Source organism: Comamonas aquatilis (assembly GCF_965139575.1).
Classification (GTDB): domain Bacteria; phylum Pseudomonadota; class Gammaproteobacteria; order Burkholderiales; family Burkholderiaceae_C; genus Comamonas; species Comamonas aquatilis.
In genome coordinates, this window is the sequence record NZ_CBCSIW010000004.1 from 227,199 (window position 1) to 244,377 (window position 17,179).

The 17,179-nt window shown below is 60.6% G+C and carries 14 protein-coding genes; 9 read left to right on the forward strand and 5 right to left on the reverse strand.

Going from position 1 to position 17,179, the window contains the following annotated elements; genetic code table 11:
- Positions 1–136: 136 nt before the first annotated feature.
- The 3 genes from ACNAZA_RS07915 (at position 137) to egtB (ending at position 3,538) form a co-directional block, all read left to right on the forward strand.
- Positions 137–736 carry an OmpW/AlkL family protein gene (locus ACNAZA_RS07915; protein WP_415795959.1) on the forward strand — a complete coding sequence of 200 codons (600 nt, stop codon included), beginning with the start codon at positions 137–139 and terminating at the stop codon, positions 734–736.
- Positions 737–1,137: 401 nt separating this feature from the next.
- Positions 1,138–2,196 (forward strand): L-histidine N(alpha)-methyltransferase, encoded by a 1,059-nt coding sequence (egtD, locus tag ACNAZA_RS07920; RefSeq protein WP_415795961.1) that lies wholly within the window; start codon positions 1,138–1,140, stop codon positions 2,194–2,196.
- Positions 2,183–3,538, forward strand: a complete 1,356-nt coding sequence (gene egtB, locus ACNAZA_RS07925) for an ergothioneine biosynthesis protein EgtB (protein ID WP_415795963.1) — start codon at positions 2,183–2,185, stop codon at positions 3,536–3,538. Before egtD ends, egtB begins: the two co-directional genes overlap by 14 nt.
- Before the next feature lie 45 nt (positions 3,539–3,583).
- Here the strand turns inward: egtB and ACNAZA_RS07930 are convergent, their stop codons facing one another.
- Positions 3,584–4,867: an O-acetylhomoserine aminocarboxypropyltransferase/cysteine synthase family protein gene (locus ACNAZA_RS07930; RefSeq protein WP_415795965.1), complete on the reverse strand. Its 1,284-nt coding sequence runs from the start codon at positions 4,865–4,867 to the stop codon at positions 3,584–3,586.
- 280 nt (positions 4,868–5,147) lie between these two features.
- Between ACNAZA_RS07930 and ACNAZA_RS07935 the strand changes: the two genes are divergently transcribed.
- Positions 5,148–6,347, forward strand: a complete 1,200-nt coding sequence (locus tag ACNAZA_RS07935; RefSeq protein ID WP_415795967.1) for a GGDEF domain-containing protein — start codon at positions 5,148–5,150, stop codon at positions 6,345–6,347.
- A 57-nt stretch (positions 6,348–6,404) separates the two neighbouring features.
- Here ACNAZA_RS07935 and ACNAZA_RS07940 read toward each other — a convergent pair whose 3' ends face one another.
- Both ACNAZA_RS07940 and ACNAZA_RS07945 read right to left on the reverse strand, forming a co-directional pair.
- The gene (locus ACNAZA_RS07940) at positions 6,405–7,082 is read right to left on the reverse strand and encodes a 3'-5' exonuclease (protein ID WP_415795969.1); all 678 of its coding nucleotides are present in this window, start codon (positions 7,080–7,082) and stop codon (positions 6,405–6,407) included.
- Between the two features lie 246 nt (positions 7,083–7,328).
- Positions 7,329–8,138, reverse strand: coding sequence for an SDR family NAD(P)-dependent oxidoreductase (locus ACNAZA_RS07945; RefSeq protein WP_415795970.1), 810 nt, complete (start codon positions 8,136–8,138; stop codon positions 7,329–7,331).
- Positions 8,139–8,447: 309 nt separating this feature from the next.
- Here ACNAZA_RS07945 and ACNAZA_RS07950 point away from each other — a divergent pair, with 309 nt between their 5' ends.
- The 3 genes from ACNAZA_RS07950 to ACNAZA_RS07960 all read left to right on the forward strand — a co-directional run bounded on the left by ACNAZA_RS07950 (position 8,448) and on the right by ACNAZA_RS07960 (position 11,673).
- Entirely contained in the window at positions 8,448–9,200 is a 753-nt protein-coding gene (locus tag ACNAZA_RS07950) for an SDR family NAD(P)-dependent oxidoreductase (protein WP_415795971.1), read from the forward strand.
- 9 nt (positions 9,201–9,209) lie between these two features.
- On the forward strand, positions 9,210–10,673 hold the full coding sequence (locus tag ACNAZA_RS07955; protein ID WP_415795972.1) for a flavin-containing monooxygenase: 1,464 nt from the start codon (positions 9,210–9,212) through the stop codon (positions 10,671–10,673).
- A 67-nt stretch (positions 10,674–10,740) separates the two neighbouring features.
- Complete coding sequence (locus tag ACNAZA_RS07960) at positions 10,741–11,673, forward strand: alpha/beta hydrolase (protein WP_415795973.1); 933 nt, start codon at positions 10,741–10,743, stop codon at positions 11,671–11,673.
- A gap of 275 nt (positions 11,674–11,948) precedes the next feature.
- Here ACNAZA_RS07960 and ACNAZA_RS07965 read toward each other — a convergent pair whose 3' ends face one another.
- A complete protein-coding gene (locus ACNAZA_RS07965; RefSeq protein ID WP_415795974.1) occupies positions 11,949–13,967 on the reverse strand; it encodes a peptidase U32 family protein in 2,019 nt (672 codons plus the stop codon).
- Between the two features lie 302 nt (positions 13,968–14,269).
- Between ACNAZA_RS07965 and ACNAZA_RS07970 the strand changes: the two genes are divergently transcribed.
- Both ACNAZA_RS07970 and tadA read left to right on the forward strand, forming a co-directional pair.
- Entirely contained in the window at positions 14,270–15,451 is a 1,182-nt protein-coding gene (locus tag ACNAZA_RS07970; protein WP_415795975.1) for a branched-chain amino acid ABC transporter substrate-binding protein, read from the forward strand.
- 81 nt (positions 15,452–15,532) lie between these two features.
- A complete protein-coding gene (tadA, locus tag ACNAZA_RS07975; protein ID WP_415795976.1) occupies positions 15,533–16,888 on the forward strand; it encodes a tRNA adenosine(34) deaminase TadA in 1,356 nt (451 codons plus the stop codon).
- Here the strand turns inward: tadA and ACNAZA_RS07980 are convergent.
- On the reverse strand, positions 16,885–17,178 hold the full coding sequence (locus ACNAZA_RS07980; RefSeq protein ID WP_415795977.1) for a hypothetical protein: 294 nt from the start codon (positions 17,176–17,178) through the stop codon (positions 16,885–16,887). The two genes, tadA and ACNAZA_RS07980, sit on opposite strands and share 4 nt — an antisense overlap.
- Position 17,179: the final 1 nt, after the last annotated feature.

Consider the following 17,179-nt stretch of genomic DNA (forward strand, 5'->3'; position numbering starts at 1 on the left):
GCAACGCCCGCTTTTTTCTTTGCTGCGAGCCCGGCTGGATTGACCTGGGACAAACCCGAGGGTGTAGGGCTTTGTTTCAATCAATGCCATGGAGGGAGCACAGCGCTCCCCGGATTTTCTTCAAGGAAAAAAGCCAATGAAAAAGACTCTGATCGCGATTGCTGCCGCTGCCAGCGCCCTGACTGCCGGTACTGCTTTTGCCCAATCCTTTGACGGCAGCAGCCACTGGATGGTGCGCATGCGTGCCGTGAATCTGGACAGCGACAACGGCGGCGCAGCCGGCGCTGCGGGCGTGAGCATCAACAACAAGTGGATGCCCGAACTGGATGTGTCCTACTTCTTCACGCCCAATATCGCTGCCGAGCTGGTTCTGACCTATCCGCAAAAGCATGATGTGCGCCTCAACGGCGGCAAGATCGGTTCGCTCAAGCATCTGCCGCCCACTTTGCTGGCCCAATACCACTTCACCAACTTCGGCGCTTTCAAGCCTTATGTCGGCGCCGGTATTAACTACACGCGCTTCTCGAATGTGGACATTCTGGACGGTGCCCTGAGCGTGAAGAAAAACAGCTTTGGCGGCGCGTTGCAACTGGGCTTTGACTATGCTCTGGACAAGAACTGGTCGCTGAACTTCGACGTCAAGAAGGTGTATATCGACACCCAGGTTAGCGGCGGAATCGGCAAGTTCAAGGTCGATCCATGGCTGGTGGGCGTGGGCGTGGGTTATCGCTTCTGATAGCGGCAAATCGTGTTTTTCAGGGCAGATGATGTGAAGCGTTTTCTGCCTTGAAACACGCACCGCAAGTGGTTGCGGTGCAAAGAGGGTGGCTGCTGTTTGCGCGGCAGCCATTTCTCTGGCTTGGGTGTATGTATTTGATCGGTATCCGCTTTGCGGCTGCCGATTTTTTTTGCTCTTGAAATGGCTAGCCGCAAATGCCGGCTTCATTCAATTGTTCGATATCTCATGATATGAAAAATATCGCTGGGCTCAGTCCTACTTCTGTCCAGCGCTGGCGGCGATAGGCTGGTGCTTTGCTGGCTCGGGCTTGGCACCGGGGTCGCAATCATGGCTTGGCAGTGATGGCCCTGGTTTGGCAGACAGCGGCCTTGTGCGATCAACTCATCAGGAGGGGAAGCATGCGTTTGGCATCACGTTTGGTATCGGATAGGCAGGCAACATCCATAGAGTTTTTTTCCCGTGCCGGGCGTATTCCCCTGCCTCTGGCGTCTTCCTCGCCGCCAGTTGTCGCCGACAACGGCGCCGGATATCAGGACGATGCATCATGCCTGCTGCGCCGTGAGCTGGCGCAAGGCCTGATGCAGCAGCAGGCGCAGATCTCGCCCAAATTTCTGTACGACGCACGTGGCTGCGCCTTGTTTGAACAGATCACGCAACTGCCCGAGTATTACCCCACGCGTACCGAGGCTGCGATCATGGCCCGATATGAGAGTGCCATGGCGCAGGTCATGGGCGGTTGTCAGGTGCTGATCGAGATGGGTGCGGGCAACTGCGAGAAAGTTCGGCGTCTGTGCCGCAGTGTGGCGCCGCAGCAGTTTGTGGGTGTGGACATTGCCGGGGATTTTCTGCAGGCGGCGGTGGCGCGCCTGGGCCAGGATTTTCCGCTGTTGAAGGCAAGCGCCGTGGCCGCCGATTTCACCGCCGACTGGCAACTGCCGCCCGAGGTGCCGTTGGCCCGACGCGAGCTGTTCTATCCCGGCTCATCCATAGGCAACTTCGATAGAGAGCATGCGCTGCATATGCTGCAGCACATGCACGCGCTTTTAAATGGCGATGGCGGACTGCTGATAGGCATAGACCTGCCCAAATCACTCCCTGTTTTGATAGCTGCCTACGACGATGCGCAGGGCGTAACGGCCGAGTTCAATCTCAATGTACTCAGCCATGTGAACAGCTTGCTGGGCAGCGATTTCAGGGCAGCGGACTGGGCGCATGAGGCGCGCTTCGATGTGCAGCATTCCCGCATTGAAATGCATTTGCGTGCCCGCCATCCTGTCATGGTGCGCTGGCCGCAGGGCCTGCGCTGTTTTGCGCAAAGCGAGAGCATTCATACGGAAAACAGCTACAAGTATCCCTTGCCTGAATTTCTCTCCATGCTGGCCAGTGCGGGCTTTGGCCGCTGTCAGGCCTGGACAGATGAGCAGCAGTGGTTTGCCGTCATTCATGCCCAGGCTTGAAGCCGTGTATCAAGAGCTGCCTTCTGGGGTTGCCGTGCATGCCGCTCCCATCGACTGGGCTGAGTTGGTGGCGCAGTTTGCAGCGGTACGTGCAGGCACGCAAAGCCTGGCCGCACCTTTGTCGGCCGAAGATGCCTGCGTGCAATCCATGCCCGATGCCAGCCCGGCCAAATGGCATTTGGCGCATACCAGCTGGTTTTTCGAAACCTTTGTGCTGGCGGTGCATGAACCGGATCATCGGCCTTTTGATGCCAGTTTTCGCATGCTGTTCAACTCCTACTACCAGCAAGTGGGGGCGCGCCATCCAAGGGCTCAGCGTGGCTTGCTGACGCGGCCGTCTTTGGCGCAGGTCATGGCTTACCGCACGCAGGTGGATGGGCGGATGCTGGCGCTGATCCACACCATGGAAGCCAAGCCTGTGGCGCTGCAGCAGGCGGTGGCGCAACTGATTACTTTGGGCTTGCAGCATGAGCAGCAGCACCAGGAACTGCTGCTCACCGATATCAAACATTTGCTGTCCTGCCATCCCTTGTGGCCTGCCTATATGGCAGAGACGCGAAATGCCGACCTGGCTTCGGCGGGTGTTTCCGGCCTCGGCTGGCAGACGGTGGCAGAAGGCCTCTACAGCATTGGTCACTTGGGCAAGGGTTTTGCTTTTGACAATGAAAGCCCCCGCCATGGTGTTTATGTGCATGCAGCGCAGATTGCCTTGCGGCCGGTCAGCAATGGCGAGTTCTTGCGCTTTGTGCTGGACGGCGGCTATAGCCAGCCCCAGTGGTGGCTGGCCGAGGGCTGGGACTGGTGCCAAGCCCAGCAGTTGAGTCACCCCTGGTACTGGCGTGCGCCACAGGGCCGCAACCGCCTGGAGGACTGGCAGGAGTTCAGCCTTTACGGTGCGCTTGCGCTGCATGGGCAGCGACCGGTCTGCCATCTTTCCTACTACGAGGCCGATGCCTATGCCCGCTGGGCTGGCGCGCGTTTGCCCACCGAGATGGAATGGGAGGTGGCCATGGCCGTGCATGCCGAGCATGGCTGGCAAGCCGGGGCAAGCGATGCGCATCGCGGTGCCTGCATGCACCCGCAGCCCATGGCCGGCGATGCCGCACCGGCAACCGGCCAGGTCTGGGAGTGGACGCAATCGTCCTATGCCGCCTATCCGGGCTTTCGCGTGGCGGAGGGGGCGGTAGGTGAGTACAACGGCAAATTCATGGTCAACCAGTATGTGTTGCGCGGCAGCTCTTGCCTGACGCCGTCTGGCCATTCACGTCTGAGCTACCGCAACTTCTTTTCGGCAACTGCCCGCTGGCAGATGACAGGGCTGCGTCTGGCGCGCGACGCTTGAACGTCTTGCGCCAGCGCAGCCGTCATGGCCCGAAGCAGACCGTGTTCAGACCTGTTCCAGTGCCTGGTGCAGATCGGCCAGCAAATCGTCGATGTGCTCTATACCTACCGATAGGCGCACCATGCCCTCGGTCACGCCGGCCTTGGCCAGTTCGGCGGCGTCGAGCTGGCGGTGGGTGGTGGAGGCGGGGTGGGTGGCCAGCGACTTTGCATCGCCAATATTCACCAGACGGGTGAACAGCTGCAGCGCATCCAGGAAGCGCGCGCCGGCGGCGCGGTCGTCGTCGCCCGCATTTTTCAGGCTGAAAGACAAAATGCCCGAGGCACGACCGCCGGACTGCTTTTGAACGATGGCGTGATCGGGGTGGTCTTTCAGACCGGCATAACGCACCCATTGAACCTTGGGATGGTTTTGCAGGGTTTCGGCAATTTTTTGCGTGTTCTCGCAGATGCGGTCCATGCGCAAGGCCAGAGTTTCTATGCCTTGCAGGATCTGGAACGCGTTTTGCGGCGAGATGGCGGCGCCCATATTGCGCAGCGGCACGACGCGGGCGCGGCCTATGAAGGCGGCCGGGCCCAGAGCCTCGGTGTAGACCACACCGTGATAGCTGACATCGGGCTCGTTCAGACGCTTGAAGCGGGCTTTGTGCTCGGCCCACGGGAACTTGCCGCTGTCCACAATCGCCCCGCCCACGCTGGTGCCGTGACCGCCCAGATATTTGGTCAGCGAATGCACGACGATATCTGCACCATGCTCGATGGGGCGCAGCAAATAGGGCGAGGGCACGGTGTTGTCCACGATCAGCGGCACGCCATGCTGATGGGCCACGTCGGCCAGGGCGCGGATATCGGTCACATTGCCCAGCGGGTTGCCGATGGACTCGATGAACACGGCCTTGGTCTTGGCATCGATGAGCTTGGCAAAGCTGGCCGGATCGCGCGGATCGGCAAAGCGCACCTCTATGCCTTGCTGCGGAAAGGTATGGGCAAACAGGTTGTAGGTGCCGCCGTAGAGCGTGCTGGCGGACACGATGTTGTCGCCCGCTTCGGCCAGGGTCTGGATGGCCGCTGTGATCGCCGCCATGCCCGAGGCCACGGCCAGCCCGGCGATACCGCCTTCCAGTGCCGCCACGCGCTTTTCCAGCACGTCGGTCGTGGGGTTCATGATGCGGGTGTAGATGTTGCCGGGCACCTTCAGATCGAACAGGTCGGCGCCATGCTGGGCGCTGTCAAAGGCATAGGCCACGGTCTGGTAGATGGGCACAGCCACGGCCTTGGTGGTGGGGTCGGGGGAGTAGCCGGCGTGAACCGCCAATGTCTCGATACGCATGCAGATGCTCTTTCCTGTGATGACTGACAGAACTGGGCAGGCCCAGGCCGCAGTCATTATGGAAGGCGGTTCTGCAATGCTCAACCACGTATTGGCTATGTGCTTATGCGCAGACCCAACTTGCTCGCGTGCTGGGCCGATGGAGGGTGACTTCCATGGAGCCCGTCCCTGGCGGAGTCCTGACATTTCGTTGCCATCTCTTGGAAAGATACACTCAGCAACGCTCTTGCCGCTGCTTGCTCCCTGTCCTATACCGGCCCATCTTCAGACCTCATCCTTTGTGAATCTGCCTGCCGATCCTTATTTTGCGTTGCTCGCACCGGCCTGCGTCTTCTTGCTGGGCATGGTGTTGTTCGCTTGCTGGTGGCTGCAGCGGCGCCAGGGCAAGGCGCAATATCTGCTGTGGATGGCGGCAGGCTATGTACTGCCCGCAATGGCCGTGGCCTTGCAGAGTCTGATGAACAATGCGCAACTGGCCCAGTGGGCCTTGCTTACCGGCGTGCTGTATCTGGGCGGGGCCTGGGGCATAGCTCAGGGCATGACGCTGCGCACCACGGGAATGCCTCAACCCTGGTGGGTAGGAGCCTCGGTGGGCCTGTTCTGTCTGGTCAGCCTCTACTATTACTCGCGCATCGATGAGCAACTGTGGATGCGTGTGCAGCTGCTTTGCATCAGCCTGGGTTTGATGCAGTTGCTGACGCTACGCAGCGTGTTGTGCGCCGTGTCCGCGCGCGACCGGCTCGAGTCCATGTTGCGCTGGACCTATGTGGCCTTTGCCGTCTACGCCCTGCTCAGGGCGCTGGTGGTGCTGCTGATTGCCTCGCACCAGGACATAGAGACACTGACGCGTTCGGGCTACTGGTTGATCACGCTGGCTGGCGCGTTGCTGTTCAGCATGTGGTTCTCGTTGGTGCTGCTGGCCTGCTCGGTGCGCGACATGCTTTTCACGCTGCGCGAGGAGCGCAACCGGGATTCGCTGACGGCGCTGCTCAATCGCCGCGCCTTCATGGAATCGGCCCAGACGCTGATGGCGGACCGCCTGTCTGCGCCCTGGGCGGTGGTGGTGGGCGACATAGACCACTTCAAGCGCGTCAATGACAGCTGGGGCCATGCCTGCGGTGATCGGGTTTTGCAGAACATAGCGCATGTGTTGGTCAAGCAGGTGCGTGAAGGCGATCTGGTTGCACGTTTTGGCGGCGAGGAGTTCGTTTTGCTGCTGGCCTGCGTCAACCTGCAGGAAGCGCAGACCATCGTGCAGCGCATCCGCTCCGATCTGCACGCCAATCCGATTGTCGTGCCCGATGCCCGGATGCGGGTGACGGTGAGCTTTGGTATCACCGAAGTGCTGGACCTGCCGGATTTGGCGAATGCACTGCACCGTGCGGATCTCCTGCTTTATGGCGCCAAGCAGGCCGGGCGCGACTGCATTCATGTGCAGGACATGCGTTTGCAGTCGCAGGACGAGGAAATCAGAATCTGATGAATGCTATTAAATATATAGCTTCTGACGTTTGTAAATAAAAGGATGTGGGCTCGTTTAAGTGGAAATTCTGCCGCTGAAGGCCGTTCTCTCACCTTGCGGCCTGGGCTTTTTGCGCGGGGCAGGTAGGGGTTGAGCCGCTTCCCAGGCGGGCAAGGCGGCATACAGCATGGCCGGCGCATGGGCATCGTTGGCGGCATAGCGGCGCTGCGCATCACTGAGCTCGCGCGCCGCCCAGTTGGAGGTGGTGGTTTTCTTGGACTTGCGAAAATACTGTCCCAGCACCAGGGCCACCGCTGCCCGCACGCCAATCGAGGAACCATAGCCATGTTGCTTGAAGCGGCGATCCAGGTCCACGATATGCGCCAGCTCCACGCCCAGCTTGCGCGGCAGAGTATGTTTGTCGTTATCCAGGCCAAAGCCCACCTTGCAGATCGTCGTGCTGGCCAGCACCTCGCGTGCCAAGGCCATAGCCTGCGGATGGTCCAGCTGTAAAAGCCAGGCCGCCTGAGGCGTGGCCAGTTGCACCAGGTGCGGGCCGGTATCTGTTTGATTCACGCTGAAGAGCGGCTTGCTCTCGGTATCAAAACCCAGCACGCTGGCTGCCAGCAGGGCTTGGCGCGCCTGCTCGAACTGCTGCTGCGTCTGCGGCGTGAAGATGGCCTGATCGGGCAGGGAGGAGTAAGGCGGCAGCTGGGCGCTGGCTTCTTTGCTGGGGGCGAGGAGTCTGGGCATGGCAAGGCGTAATGGATGCAGAGCGCAAGCGTACACGCTACAGAGGCCCCTGGAGCACTGAGCTTATCCCCGTGCAATGTGGATGGGCCTGTGGGCAAGTCATGGGGTAAGTCCGGAAAGCGGCGCCAGCGCTGGCTTTGCGGCCTGTGCCTCAAATTGAGTCAATCATGGGTCACACAGCAAAAAGCCGGCAGCGCCGGCAGTTGAAAATCCAGAGGAGCTTGAGGTCCTCATGTGCTCGGGGGCTCAATGCGCAGCTTCGGGCGCCCAGGCAAACACGGGGTCGGAGCGGGATTCGATCATCTTGCTGCGTGTCTGCAGCAGCGGGTCCAGCATTTCCGGCTGGGGCACGATCCAGTAATCGCCGCGCGCTATGGCGGCAAACACGCGCTGGGCGAATTCGTCGCTGCTCAGTCCGTTTTGCTCCAGCAAGCTGGTCATCATGCCGTGAAACTGTGTGGACGCCTGCGTCGGTGTTTCGCGGAAGATGGCTGTCTTGACCGGGCCGGGCGCCAGCAAGGACACCTTGATCTGCGGATTGACGGCCGCCAGTTCGCTGGCCAGGCTTTCGGTCAGTGCCACGACGGCGAACTTGGTGGCCGTATAGGGCGCCATATAGGGGCTGGGCATAAAGCCGCCCACCGACGCCGTGTTGATGATGCGCGCGGGGCGATCGGCCTTCAGCAGCCGGGGTACGAAAGCGCGCAGCCCATTGACGATGCCGTTCACATTGACCTGCCAGGACTGCTGCCATTGGGCCTCGCTGATCTCCCAGCAATTGCCGGTGGACAGCACGCCTGCGTTGTTGAACAGCAAATCCACCTGACCGAAAGCGGTATAGGCCTGCTCGGCCAAGGCGTTGAGCGATGCCTGCTCGGTCACGTCGGTAGGGACGGCCAAAGCCGTTCCACCGCTGGCCTTGATGGCTTGTGCCACTTGTTCAAGACCGGCGAGGTCGCGATCGGCCAGCACCACCTTCATGCCTTTGGCCACTGCCAGCCTGGCCAGACCTGCGCCTATGCCGCTGGCTGCGCCTGTGATGACTGCCACTGTCATATTGCTTTCCTTTGTGTGATTCATGGAAGTGATTTAAACCGCCTTGAACCCGCAATATCAAGCATAAAAATACGCTTGACAGTTTTATTCGGTATTTACAGTGTGTCTGAATGGATTAAATGCAAACCCCGTATTGACATATTTTGAGTAGGCCCACAGTAAGGTCGATTTTTATAAGGGTTTATGCCGGAGACTGTAAACAGCTTGCGGTTTTGTAAAGAGGAAAATTCACAGTGGTTTGAATCGCCAGATTGAGAAGAATGGGCACCCGGTCAATAGGCGGCGATTTGAATATCTGTTGAGGTGAGAATGAATCAGTTGATAGGTGGGTTGAAAGACAAGGTCGTGCTGGTCACTGGCGGTACGTCGGGGATCGGATTGGCCAGCGCGGCGGTCGCTGCGGCCAACGGTGCCATTGTGGTTTGCGCCGACCTGCAAGCAGCGCAGAAGCTGCCCGAGGGCTGCGAGTTCAGGGCGTTGGATGTCACGGACTGGAAAGCCACCGAGGCGCTGGTGGACGATCTGGTGGCTCGTCATGGCCGGATTGATGGTCTGCTCACCTCGGCCGGTGTTTCACGGGTGGGCGATGTGCAGGAGATGACGCTGCAGGACTGGGATCAGGTGCTGCAGGTCAATCTCACCGGCAGCATGTATTCGGCAAAAGCCGTGGCGCCCCATATGCGCCGGCGCAGGCAGGGCTCCATCGTGGCGCTTGCCAGCATCAACGGCATGCTGGGCAATTCCGGCAATCTGGCCTATTGCACCTCCAAGGGGGCGGTGATCCAGATGGTGCGCAGCCTGGCAGCGGATCTGAGCCGCAGCGGCGTGCGCGTCAATGCCATCAGCCCCGGTCTGATTCACACGCCCATGACGGCCATGCTGGATCAAAGCCCTGCGTTGGGGGCCTTCGTCAAACAGCATTTGCTGGGTCGCGTGGGTCTAGCACAAGAGGTGGCCCATGTGGCGGCCTTTTTGCTATCGGATCTGTCTTCTTTTGTGACCGGTATCAATCTGCCCGTGGATGGCGGATTTTCTGCAGCCAAAGTTATTGAAATGGCCTAAAGGTTTTATATGAAATACGATGCCATCGTTATTGGTTGCGGCATGTCGGGAATATTGGCCGGTATTCATCTGAAAAATGCTGGCAAGAAATTCATTATTCTGGAAAAAGCCGAAACGCTGGGTGGAACCTGGAGAGATAACACGTATCCGGGTTTGACTTGCGATGTGCCATCGCATGCCTATACCTATTCCTTTGAGCCTAATCCTGAATGGTCGCGGGTATTACCGCCGGGCGCCGAGATTCAGCAGTATTTTGAGTCGGTATTTGAAAAATACGGCCTGGCCGAATCTGTGCGCTTCAACAGCGAGATCCGCAGCGCCCAATGGCTGGGCGACGCCTGGCAGCTCACGGATCAGCAGGGCCAATGCTATGAGGGAGTCAGCGTGGTGGCCGCCACCGGCGTGCTGCACCACCCCAATTACCCCCAGATCAAGGGGTTGGAGCAGTTTGAAGGGCAGACCATTCACAGTGCGCGCTTTGATCACTCCGTGCCGCTGGACGGCAAGCGGGTGGCCGTTGTGGGCAATGGCTCCACGGGCGTGCAAATCGTGTCGGCCCTGGCCGCGCGCAGCAAGGTCCGGCATTTCCAGCGCACGCCACAATGGATTTTCCCGGTCGAGAATCCGCTGTTCAGCGAAGAGCAGCGGGCCGAATTTCGCAGCAACCGTGATTTGCTTGTCTATCTGCAGCGTGAACCGACCTATCTGGCCAATGTGGAGCGCTTTACCGAGGGCGTGCTGGACCCGGACTCCGAGCAGATTCAGGAAATCCAGACCCTGTGCCAGGCCAATCTGGACAACACCGTTAGCGACCCGGCACTGCGTCAGAAGCTGCAGCCCAATTACCGCGCGGGCTGCAAACGCCTCATCTACTCGCCCGATTACTACCGGGCCATTCAGCATCCCGACGCTCAGCTGATCAGCGAGGGCATTGCCCAGGTCGAGAAAAGCGGCATTCGCACCAGCGATGGAGCGCTGCACGAGCTGGATGTGATCGTGCTGGCCACGGGATTCAAAACCGACCGCTACGTGCGCCCCATGCAGGTGACAGGCTTGTATGGCAAGACGCTGGAGCAGGCCTGGAGCGATGTGCCCACAGCATACAAGTCGATTTCGGTGCCGGATTTTCCCAACTTCTATTTCATGAACGGGCCGACGTCGCCCGTGGGCAATTTCTCGCTGATCGATACCTCGGAGATGCAATGGGGCTATATCTGGCAGCTCATCGAGCGAGTGCAGCAGCAGGGCATTGCAGGGCTTTCGGCCAAGGCCCAGGCTCTGGCCCGCTATGACGCAGAACGGCTGTCGGCCGCCAAAACCTCGGTCTTCGGTTCGGGCTGCAACAGCTGGTATCTGGACAAGAACGGCGTGCCCAATACCTGGCCCTGGTCGCAGTCGCGCTTCAGGCAGGAAATGCAGACGCCGCAATGGCAGGACTACACCGTGCATGCGCTGGAAAACGTCGCCGCATAACTTCAATGTTTCCAAGACCCGCGGGCCGCAGGCCTGCGGTTTCACTTTCAACGGACAAGGACGAATCATGCAAATTCACCCGGATCTGGCGGCGGCACTTGAGGCCTTCAAGGACGCGCCGCCGCTGAACTTCACCACCATGGCGGTGACCGAGATTCGCCAGGTGCTGGATCACATGGGCTTTGCTCCCGCCGATATTCCTTTGCATGAGGTGCGCGAGCTGCGGATTGCTGCAGGGCAGCGCAGCATGGCCGCCCGGCTGTACCGCGCCAGCGACCATGCAGCAGCGCCGGTGATGGTGTTTTTTCATGGTGGCGGCTGGTGTGTGGGCACGCTGGACACCCACGACAATCTGTGCCGCCATCTGGCGCAGATCACCGGCATGAATGTGGTTTCGGTGGACTACCGCCTGGCGCCCGAGCATGTGTTTCCTGCCGCTCTGGATGACGCCTATGCCGCCACGCGCTGGGTGGCGGCGCATGCCGCCGAGCTGAGTTGCGATGCCGGGCAACTGACGGTGGCGGGCGACAGCGCAGGCGGCAATCTGGCCATTGCCACCTGCTTGCATGCCAAGGAAGACAAATGGGGCGGCATAGCGCAGCAACTGCTGCTGTATCCGGTCTGCGATGCGCGCATGCAAACCGCGTCCTATGCCCAGTTCGGCCAGATGCCCATGCTCAGCCGCGATGACATGGCCATGATGTGGCGCCACTACCACCCCCGAACGCCCATGCACCCGCTGGCCTCCGTGATGCAATACGCCGACCTCAGCGGATTGCCGCCGGCGGTGATGGTGACGGCGGAGCTGGATGTGTTGCGCGATGATGGCGAGGCTTTTGCCCGGCGTCTGCAGGATGCGGGCGTGGCGGTTTCGCTGATGCGCGCCCAAGGCATGCTGCACGGCTTTGCCAACTTCAGCACCATGCTGCCGCATATCGCCCAGCTGTTGGAGCAAGCCTGCGCTGCCCTGTCATCGGCTCAGGCAGCCAGCACGGCGTGAGATGGAAATTTTTAACTGTTTTTTCATACAGTAAAAAGCGTGAAGGCCTAAATTCTTATCCCCGCTTCATGTGGACGCTCTTGTGGAAAAGTTTGCTTGAAAGTCTCGGAACCCGCGCCAGATGGTGATTTCCACGGAATGCTTAAAAAATAATCGATTCCATTGCTACGCAAAATCCAAGGGTTAGCCCCAGGATAAATTCCGTTCTCCCTGTCAGCAAAAAGCCCGCGCATCGATTTCGATGCGCGGGCTTTTTTTCTACTGGCTGGCCTGGATTACGGCTTGGCGTGGGGAGCCGGTCGCGTGCGGTAGAACTGCAGGGGATGCTCCTGCATTTCCTTGGCATGCTGGTTCATCACCGACTTCTTCATCTTGCCCACCACATGCATTTCGCAGGGCTTGCAGTCAAAGCGCAGGGTGAGCTTTTCCTTGCCGTTGATCAGCTGCAGCGGCTCGGCCTTGATCGTGCCCTTGACGCCGATCACGCCCTTGGCCTGCTTGGGGCACAGGCTCATGGAAAAGCGCACGCAGTGCTTGGTGATCATCAGCGAGACTTCACCTTCTTCTTCCTTGCTCTCGTAGGCCGCGTCGATCACCTTCACGCCGTGCTTGACGTAGAAGTCGTGGGCCTTCTGGTTGAAGACATTGGACAGGTAAGTCAGCGTGTCTTCGGGGAAGGGTGCAGGCGGCTCCACAGGCTTGGCGCGTGGCAGGCGGATAAAGCCATTGGCGCGGGCGGCTTCCAGCGCGGCCAGTGCATCGCGGCGTAGCTGGTTCAGGGCCGAGGCCGGCACAAACCAAGGCTGGGACAGCTGCAGGCTGATGTCGTTGACCGAGAAGATGCTGGCACCGAAGCGGCCCAGCTGCTCGCGCAGCGTGGCTTCGGCCTTGGCGGCGTCGGTGGCGCTCTGATGCTCGTGCTCGACGGATGCGGTGGCGGTAAAACCGTCTTCATCGGTCAGCGTCAGCGCAAAGCCCTGCGTCGTGCCATTCACGGCCTCCTTGAACTCGGCCCACAGGCCGATGCGGCGTTCGCTGGATTTTTTCTCCAGCATGCGCACCCAGTCCATGTCGCGGTTGCGGTTGATTTCCAGGCCTTTGCGCAAGTCCTTGAACTCGGCAATTTCGTTCTTGGGGAACAGGCGCCAGATGCCTTTCTTGGCATGCATGCATTCGACGCGGTTGATGTGCACGCCCACCAGTTCTTTTTGCAGATCGTAGTAGCACAGGCCGTCGCCGTTGTGCAGCTCGGTGGCCTTGTCGCTGGCTTCGATCTCGAACCATTTGTCGCCCACTTGCGTGACCCAGCCAATGGAGCGACCGGGGGTCTTGGGCGTGTCGAAGGCGCCGATATCGTCTTTGCGGCCGTTGACGAAATAGTCGGTGAACTCGCGGTTGAAGTTCTGGTCGGGATCGGGCTCGAAGCTGAAGCTGGTGGTGCCCGAGGAGGAACGCGCCAGCGGCTGCTCGGAGAATTCGCGCTCTTCGATGATTTCATCGAGCAGCTTGCGGTAATGGGCGGTGATGTTCTTCACATAGCCCATGTCCTTGTAGCGGCCCTCGATCTTGAAGCTGCGCACGCCGGCATCGATCAGAGCGCGCAGATTGTCGCTCTGGTTGTTGTCCTTCATGGACAGCACATGCTTTTCATGGGCAATGATGCGGCCGCTGGCATCCGTCACCTCGTAAGGCAGGCGGCAGGCCTGGTTGCAGTCGCCGCGGTTGGCGCTGCGGCCGGTGTGGGCGTGGGTGATATAGCACTGGCCCGAGTAGGCCACGCACAGCGCGCCGTGCACGAAAAATTCAATCGTGGTGCGGGCCGGGTCGGTGGCGGCACGTACGGCGGCAATCTGCTGCAGATCCAGCTCGCGGGCCACCACGATTTGCGACAGACCTGCATCCTGCAGAAAACGCGCTTTTTCGGGCGTGCGGATGTCGGTTTGCGTGGAAGCATGCAGCTGAATCGGCGGCAGGTCCAGCTCCAGCAGACCCATGTCCTGGATGATCAGCGCATCTGCTCCGGCGTTGTAGATCTGCCAAGCCATCTGGCGCGCGCCTTCGAGTTCATCGTCGCGCAAGATGGTGTTGAGCGTGATGAAGATGCGGCTGCCAAAGCGATGGGCATGCTTGATCAGCCGCTCCAGATCGCGGATGTCGTTGCCCGCCGTGGCGCGCGCACCAAAGGCCGGGCCGCCGATATAGACGGCGTCCGCGCCATGGTTGATGGCTTCAATGCCGATATCGGCGTCGCGGGCCGGGGACAGGAGTTCGAGCTGGTGGGGCAGGAGAGACATAGGGGCAGGATTATCGCCGCCCCTTGCAATTGCTGCCTGTGGCGGGATTTCTGGCGTTTGGGGTAAGCCATCGCTTACGGGCTTGCCGCAGCTTACATATTGACATAGACAATTGGTCCACAATGACCTGCTCAGAGGCCAGCATTCGCGCCTCTGTCTTCATCTTCTGATTGCCTGCCCTGTTCCTGGGCGAGATACTCGGGCAATTTTCTTTATCGCGCTGCGGCGCGGCATCTTTTTCAGCCCCGGTGCGCGGCATATGGCCTGCGCCGGCGGCGCATCGATTTATTAAAGTAATCTTCATGCGTTGTGCAGTTCCCCGCTCCATTGCCTTTCGTTACGCATTTCTGGGCTCTGCCGCCGCCCTGGCCTGCGCTTGCGCCACGGCCGGGAGCAGCGAGCAAGGCAAGCCGCTGGTGGTGCGCATCGCCCATGGCGGCCCGGTTTCCGGTCCGATTGCGCCCCTGGGCAAGGACGAGGAGAACGGCGTGCGCATGGCCATAGAAGAGCTGAATGCCAAAAATTTGCAGATCGGCGGCCGGGCCGTGCAGTGGAAGCTGGAGGCTGGCGACGATGGCGGCGACCCCGGTCAGGCCGCCTCGCTGGCGCGCCTGTTCTGCGACAAGAAAGTGGCGGCCGTGGTCGGCCATCTGCAGTCGGGCACCACCTTGCCTGCGGCCAGGATCTACAACGAGTGCGGCATTCCCAACATTACGCCGGCAGCAACGAATCCGGCCATCACCGATGCCGGCTATGACGATACTTTTCGCGTGATCGCCAGCGATGAGGCCATGGTCAACGCCTTGCTGGACGATGCCGTCAAGCGCCAGGGCATCAAGCGCGTGGCCATCATTGACGACCGCACGGCCTACGGCCAGGGCATAGTCAAGCTCTTCGAAGCAGCGGCGCGCGAGCGCGATGTGCAGATCGTGGATAAGCAGTACACCAGCGACAAGGCCACGGAGTTCGCCCCGATTCTCACGGCCATCAAGGGTAAAAAGCCCGATGCCATCTTCTTTGGCGGCGTGGATGCCCAGGCCGGACCCCTCTTGCGCCAGATGTCGCAGCTGGCCATGAACGATATGAAGTTTCTGGGCGGCGATGCCCAGTGCAGCGAGCGCTTGCCCACTATGGCAGGCAAGGTGGCGGCACTGAAAAACGTGACCTGCGTGGTGGGTGGCAGCTCCTTGGCCAGCATGCCGGGCGGCACGGCCTGGAAGCAAAGCTATGACAAGCGCTTCCCCGGCCAGTTCCAGGTTTTCAGCCCTTATGCATACGACGCCACCATGGTGCTGGCCCAGGCCATGCTGCGTGCCGACTCCAGCCAGCCCGAAGCCTATTTGCCCCAGCTGCGCCAGACCCATCACCAGGGCGTGACCTCCACCATCAGCTTCACCTCGCAAGGCGAGCTGGAGGAACCGCAGGTCACCATCTACAGCTATGCCAGCGGCGAGCGCCAGCAATTGCACCCCGTTGGCAAGTGATTTGAATGAAACAATGCTTTTGCCGAATATAGATAAGCGCTGGTAGCTATGGTTTTTGATAGTTCAACGCACGAGCACTTTATGCGCGAGGCCTTGCAGCAGGCGCGCGAGGCCGCCTTGGCAGGCGAGGTTCCAGTGGGGGCCGTGGTTGTGCATCAGGGGCGTGTCATAGGCCGTGGCCGCAACAGCCCTCTGGCAAGCCAGGACCCCACGGCGCATGCCGAAGTCATGGCCTTGCGCGAGGCGGCGCAGGCGCTGGGCAATTACCGCCTAGAAGGTTGCACCCTGTATGTCACGCTGGAGCCTTGCACCATGTGCAGCGGCGCTATGCTGCATGCGCGGGTGGATCGCGTGGTCTATGGCGCGGCCGAGCCCAAGACGGGCGCCGCAGGCTCGGTGCTCAATGTGTTCGGCTATGCCCAGATCAACCACCAGACCCAGGTGCTGCGCGGTGTTCTGGCCGAGGAGTGCGCGGCGCTGATGGCTGATTTCTTTCAGCAGCGGCGCGCGCAGAACAAGGCCCAAAACAAGGCGCTGCAACCACATCCGCTCAAGGACGTGGCCTTGCGCAACCCCGATAGCGCTTTTGAAGCTGCTGCCGGTCTGGCCGACTGGCCCTGGCAGCCGCAATGGCGCAGCGATTTGCCGGCGCTGGACGGCCTGCGCCTGGCCGTGGTGGATGAAGGCTCGGCCGATGCGCCGCTGACCTGGCTTTGCCTGCATGGCGGCCCGGCCTGGGGTTATGTGTTTCGCCACGTGCTGCCTGCGCTGACCGCCCAGGGTCACCGCGTGGTCGTGCCCGATCTGCCGGGTTTTGGCCGCAGCGATCAGCCCAAGAAAGACAAAGCCATCACGGCCGAAGGCTATGTCCGGCAACTGGAGCAGCTGCTGGCGGCCATGGATTTGCGCCAGCTGGTGCTGCTGGGCCAGGGCGATGGCGGCCGCCTGGGTCTGGCGCTGGCCGAGCGCAGGCCGCAAAACTTTGCGGGTGCCTGGCTGGCCGATGTCTGGCCTGGGGGCGCACAGCCTGCCAAGCGCCAGCAATGGTTTGAACAGGCCGCGCGCAAACCTTCCTGGGATGTGGCGCAGGCCATGCAGGAGGTGGAAGGCCTGGCGGCACGAGATATGGCATGGAATACACCTTTTCCGGATGCAGGCCATAGGGCTGCGCTCAAGGCCTGGCCCCGCGTCCAGGCCGAAATGCCGCCGGTGCCGGCCGCATTGCTGCAGCAGTGGGCGCAGCGCAATAAGCTGTGGCTGCAAGCTCCTGCAACGGAGCAGCAGGTGTCGGCTCAGGACTGGCAAGCGGCCTGGATGCAGGCATTGCCGGCTTTGGACGGCCATGCAAGCGCCTGGAAACTAACCCGGCAGAGGCCGCTGGTTCCTTGGCTGTCAGCGGACATGGCACGGGCGGCTGTGGAATACTTTGCGCTTTAGATCGTCAATACGTTCTTCGCTCGGCCGGCGTTGCGCGCCGAGCAGCACAGTTCACCCCCTTTTTTTCGGAGCATGCAGGCCATAGCCTGCATGAACAGGTTTTGGCCACCACGCGTAAATTGTCGAGCAAAGCTTCTAGCAAGACCCCAGGCAAGGCAGCTCTTGCAGCGCAGCACGATCACGAGCATCTTGCCGGGCATGGCTGCAGCACGGAAGGCTGCAACCATGGTCACGGCAAGCCTGCCGACCATGGACATAGCCATGATCACCACCATCACGATCATGCTCATG

Excerpts from the sequence above, each read along its gene's own strand:
- ACNAZA_RS07915 (WP_415795959.1), top strand. The coding sequence starts at position 137 with ATGAAAAAGACTCTGATCGCGATTGCTGCCGCTGCCAGCGCCCTGACT.
- egtD (WP_415795961.1), top strand. The coding sequence starts at position 1,138 with ATGCGTTTGGCATCACGTTTGGTATCGGATAGGCAGGCAACATCCATA.
- egtB (WP_415795963.1), top strand. The coding sequence starts at position 2,183 with ATGCCCAGGCTTGAAGCCGTGTATCAAGAGCTGCCTTCTGGGGTTGCC.
- ACNAZA_RS07930 (WP_415795965.1), bottom strand. The coding sequence starts at position 4,867 with ATGCGTATCGAGACATTGGCGGTTCACGCCGGCTACTCCCCCGACCCC.
- ACNAZA_RS07940 (WP_415795969.1), bottom strand. The coding sequence starts at position 7,082 with ATGCCCAGACTCCTCGCCCCCAGCAAAGAAGCCAGCGCCCAGCTGCCG.
- ACNAZA_RS07945 (WP_415795970.1), bottom strand. The coding sequence starts at position 8,138 with ATGACAGTGGCAGTCATCACAGGCGCAGCCAGCGGCATAGGCGCAGGT.
- ACNAZA_RS07950 (WP_415795971.1), top strand. The coding sequence starts at position 8,448 with ATGAATCAGTTGATAGGTGGGTTGAAAGACAAGGTCGTGCTGGTCACT.
- ACNAZA_RS07955 (WP_415795972.1), top strand. The coding sequence starts at position 9,210 with ATGAAATACGATGCCATCGTTATTGGTTGCGGCATGTCGGGAATATTG.
- ACNAZA_RS07960 (WP_415795973.1), top strand. The coding sequence starts at position 10,741 with ATGCAAATTCACCCGGATCTGGCGGCGGCACTTGAGGCCTTCAAGGAC.
- ACNAZA_RS07965 (WP_415795974.1), bottom strand. The coding sequence starts at position 13,967 with ATGTCTCTCCTGCCCCACCAGCTCGAACTCCTGTCCCCGGCCCGCGAC.
- ACNAZA_RS07970 (WP_415795975.1), top strand. The coding sequence starts at position 14,270 with ATGCGTTGTGCAGTTCCCCGCTCCATTGCCTTTCGTTACGCATTTCTG.
- tadA (WP_415795976.1), top strand. The coding sequence starts at position 15,533 with ATGCGCGAGGCCTTGCAGCAGGCGCGCGAGGCCGCCTTGGCAGGCGAG.
- ACNAZA_RS07980 (WP_415795977.1), bottom strand. The coding sequence starts at position 17,178 with ATGAGCATGATCGTGATGGTGGTGATCATGGCTATGTCCATGGTCGGC.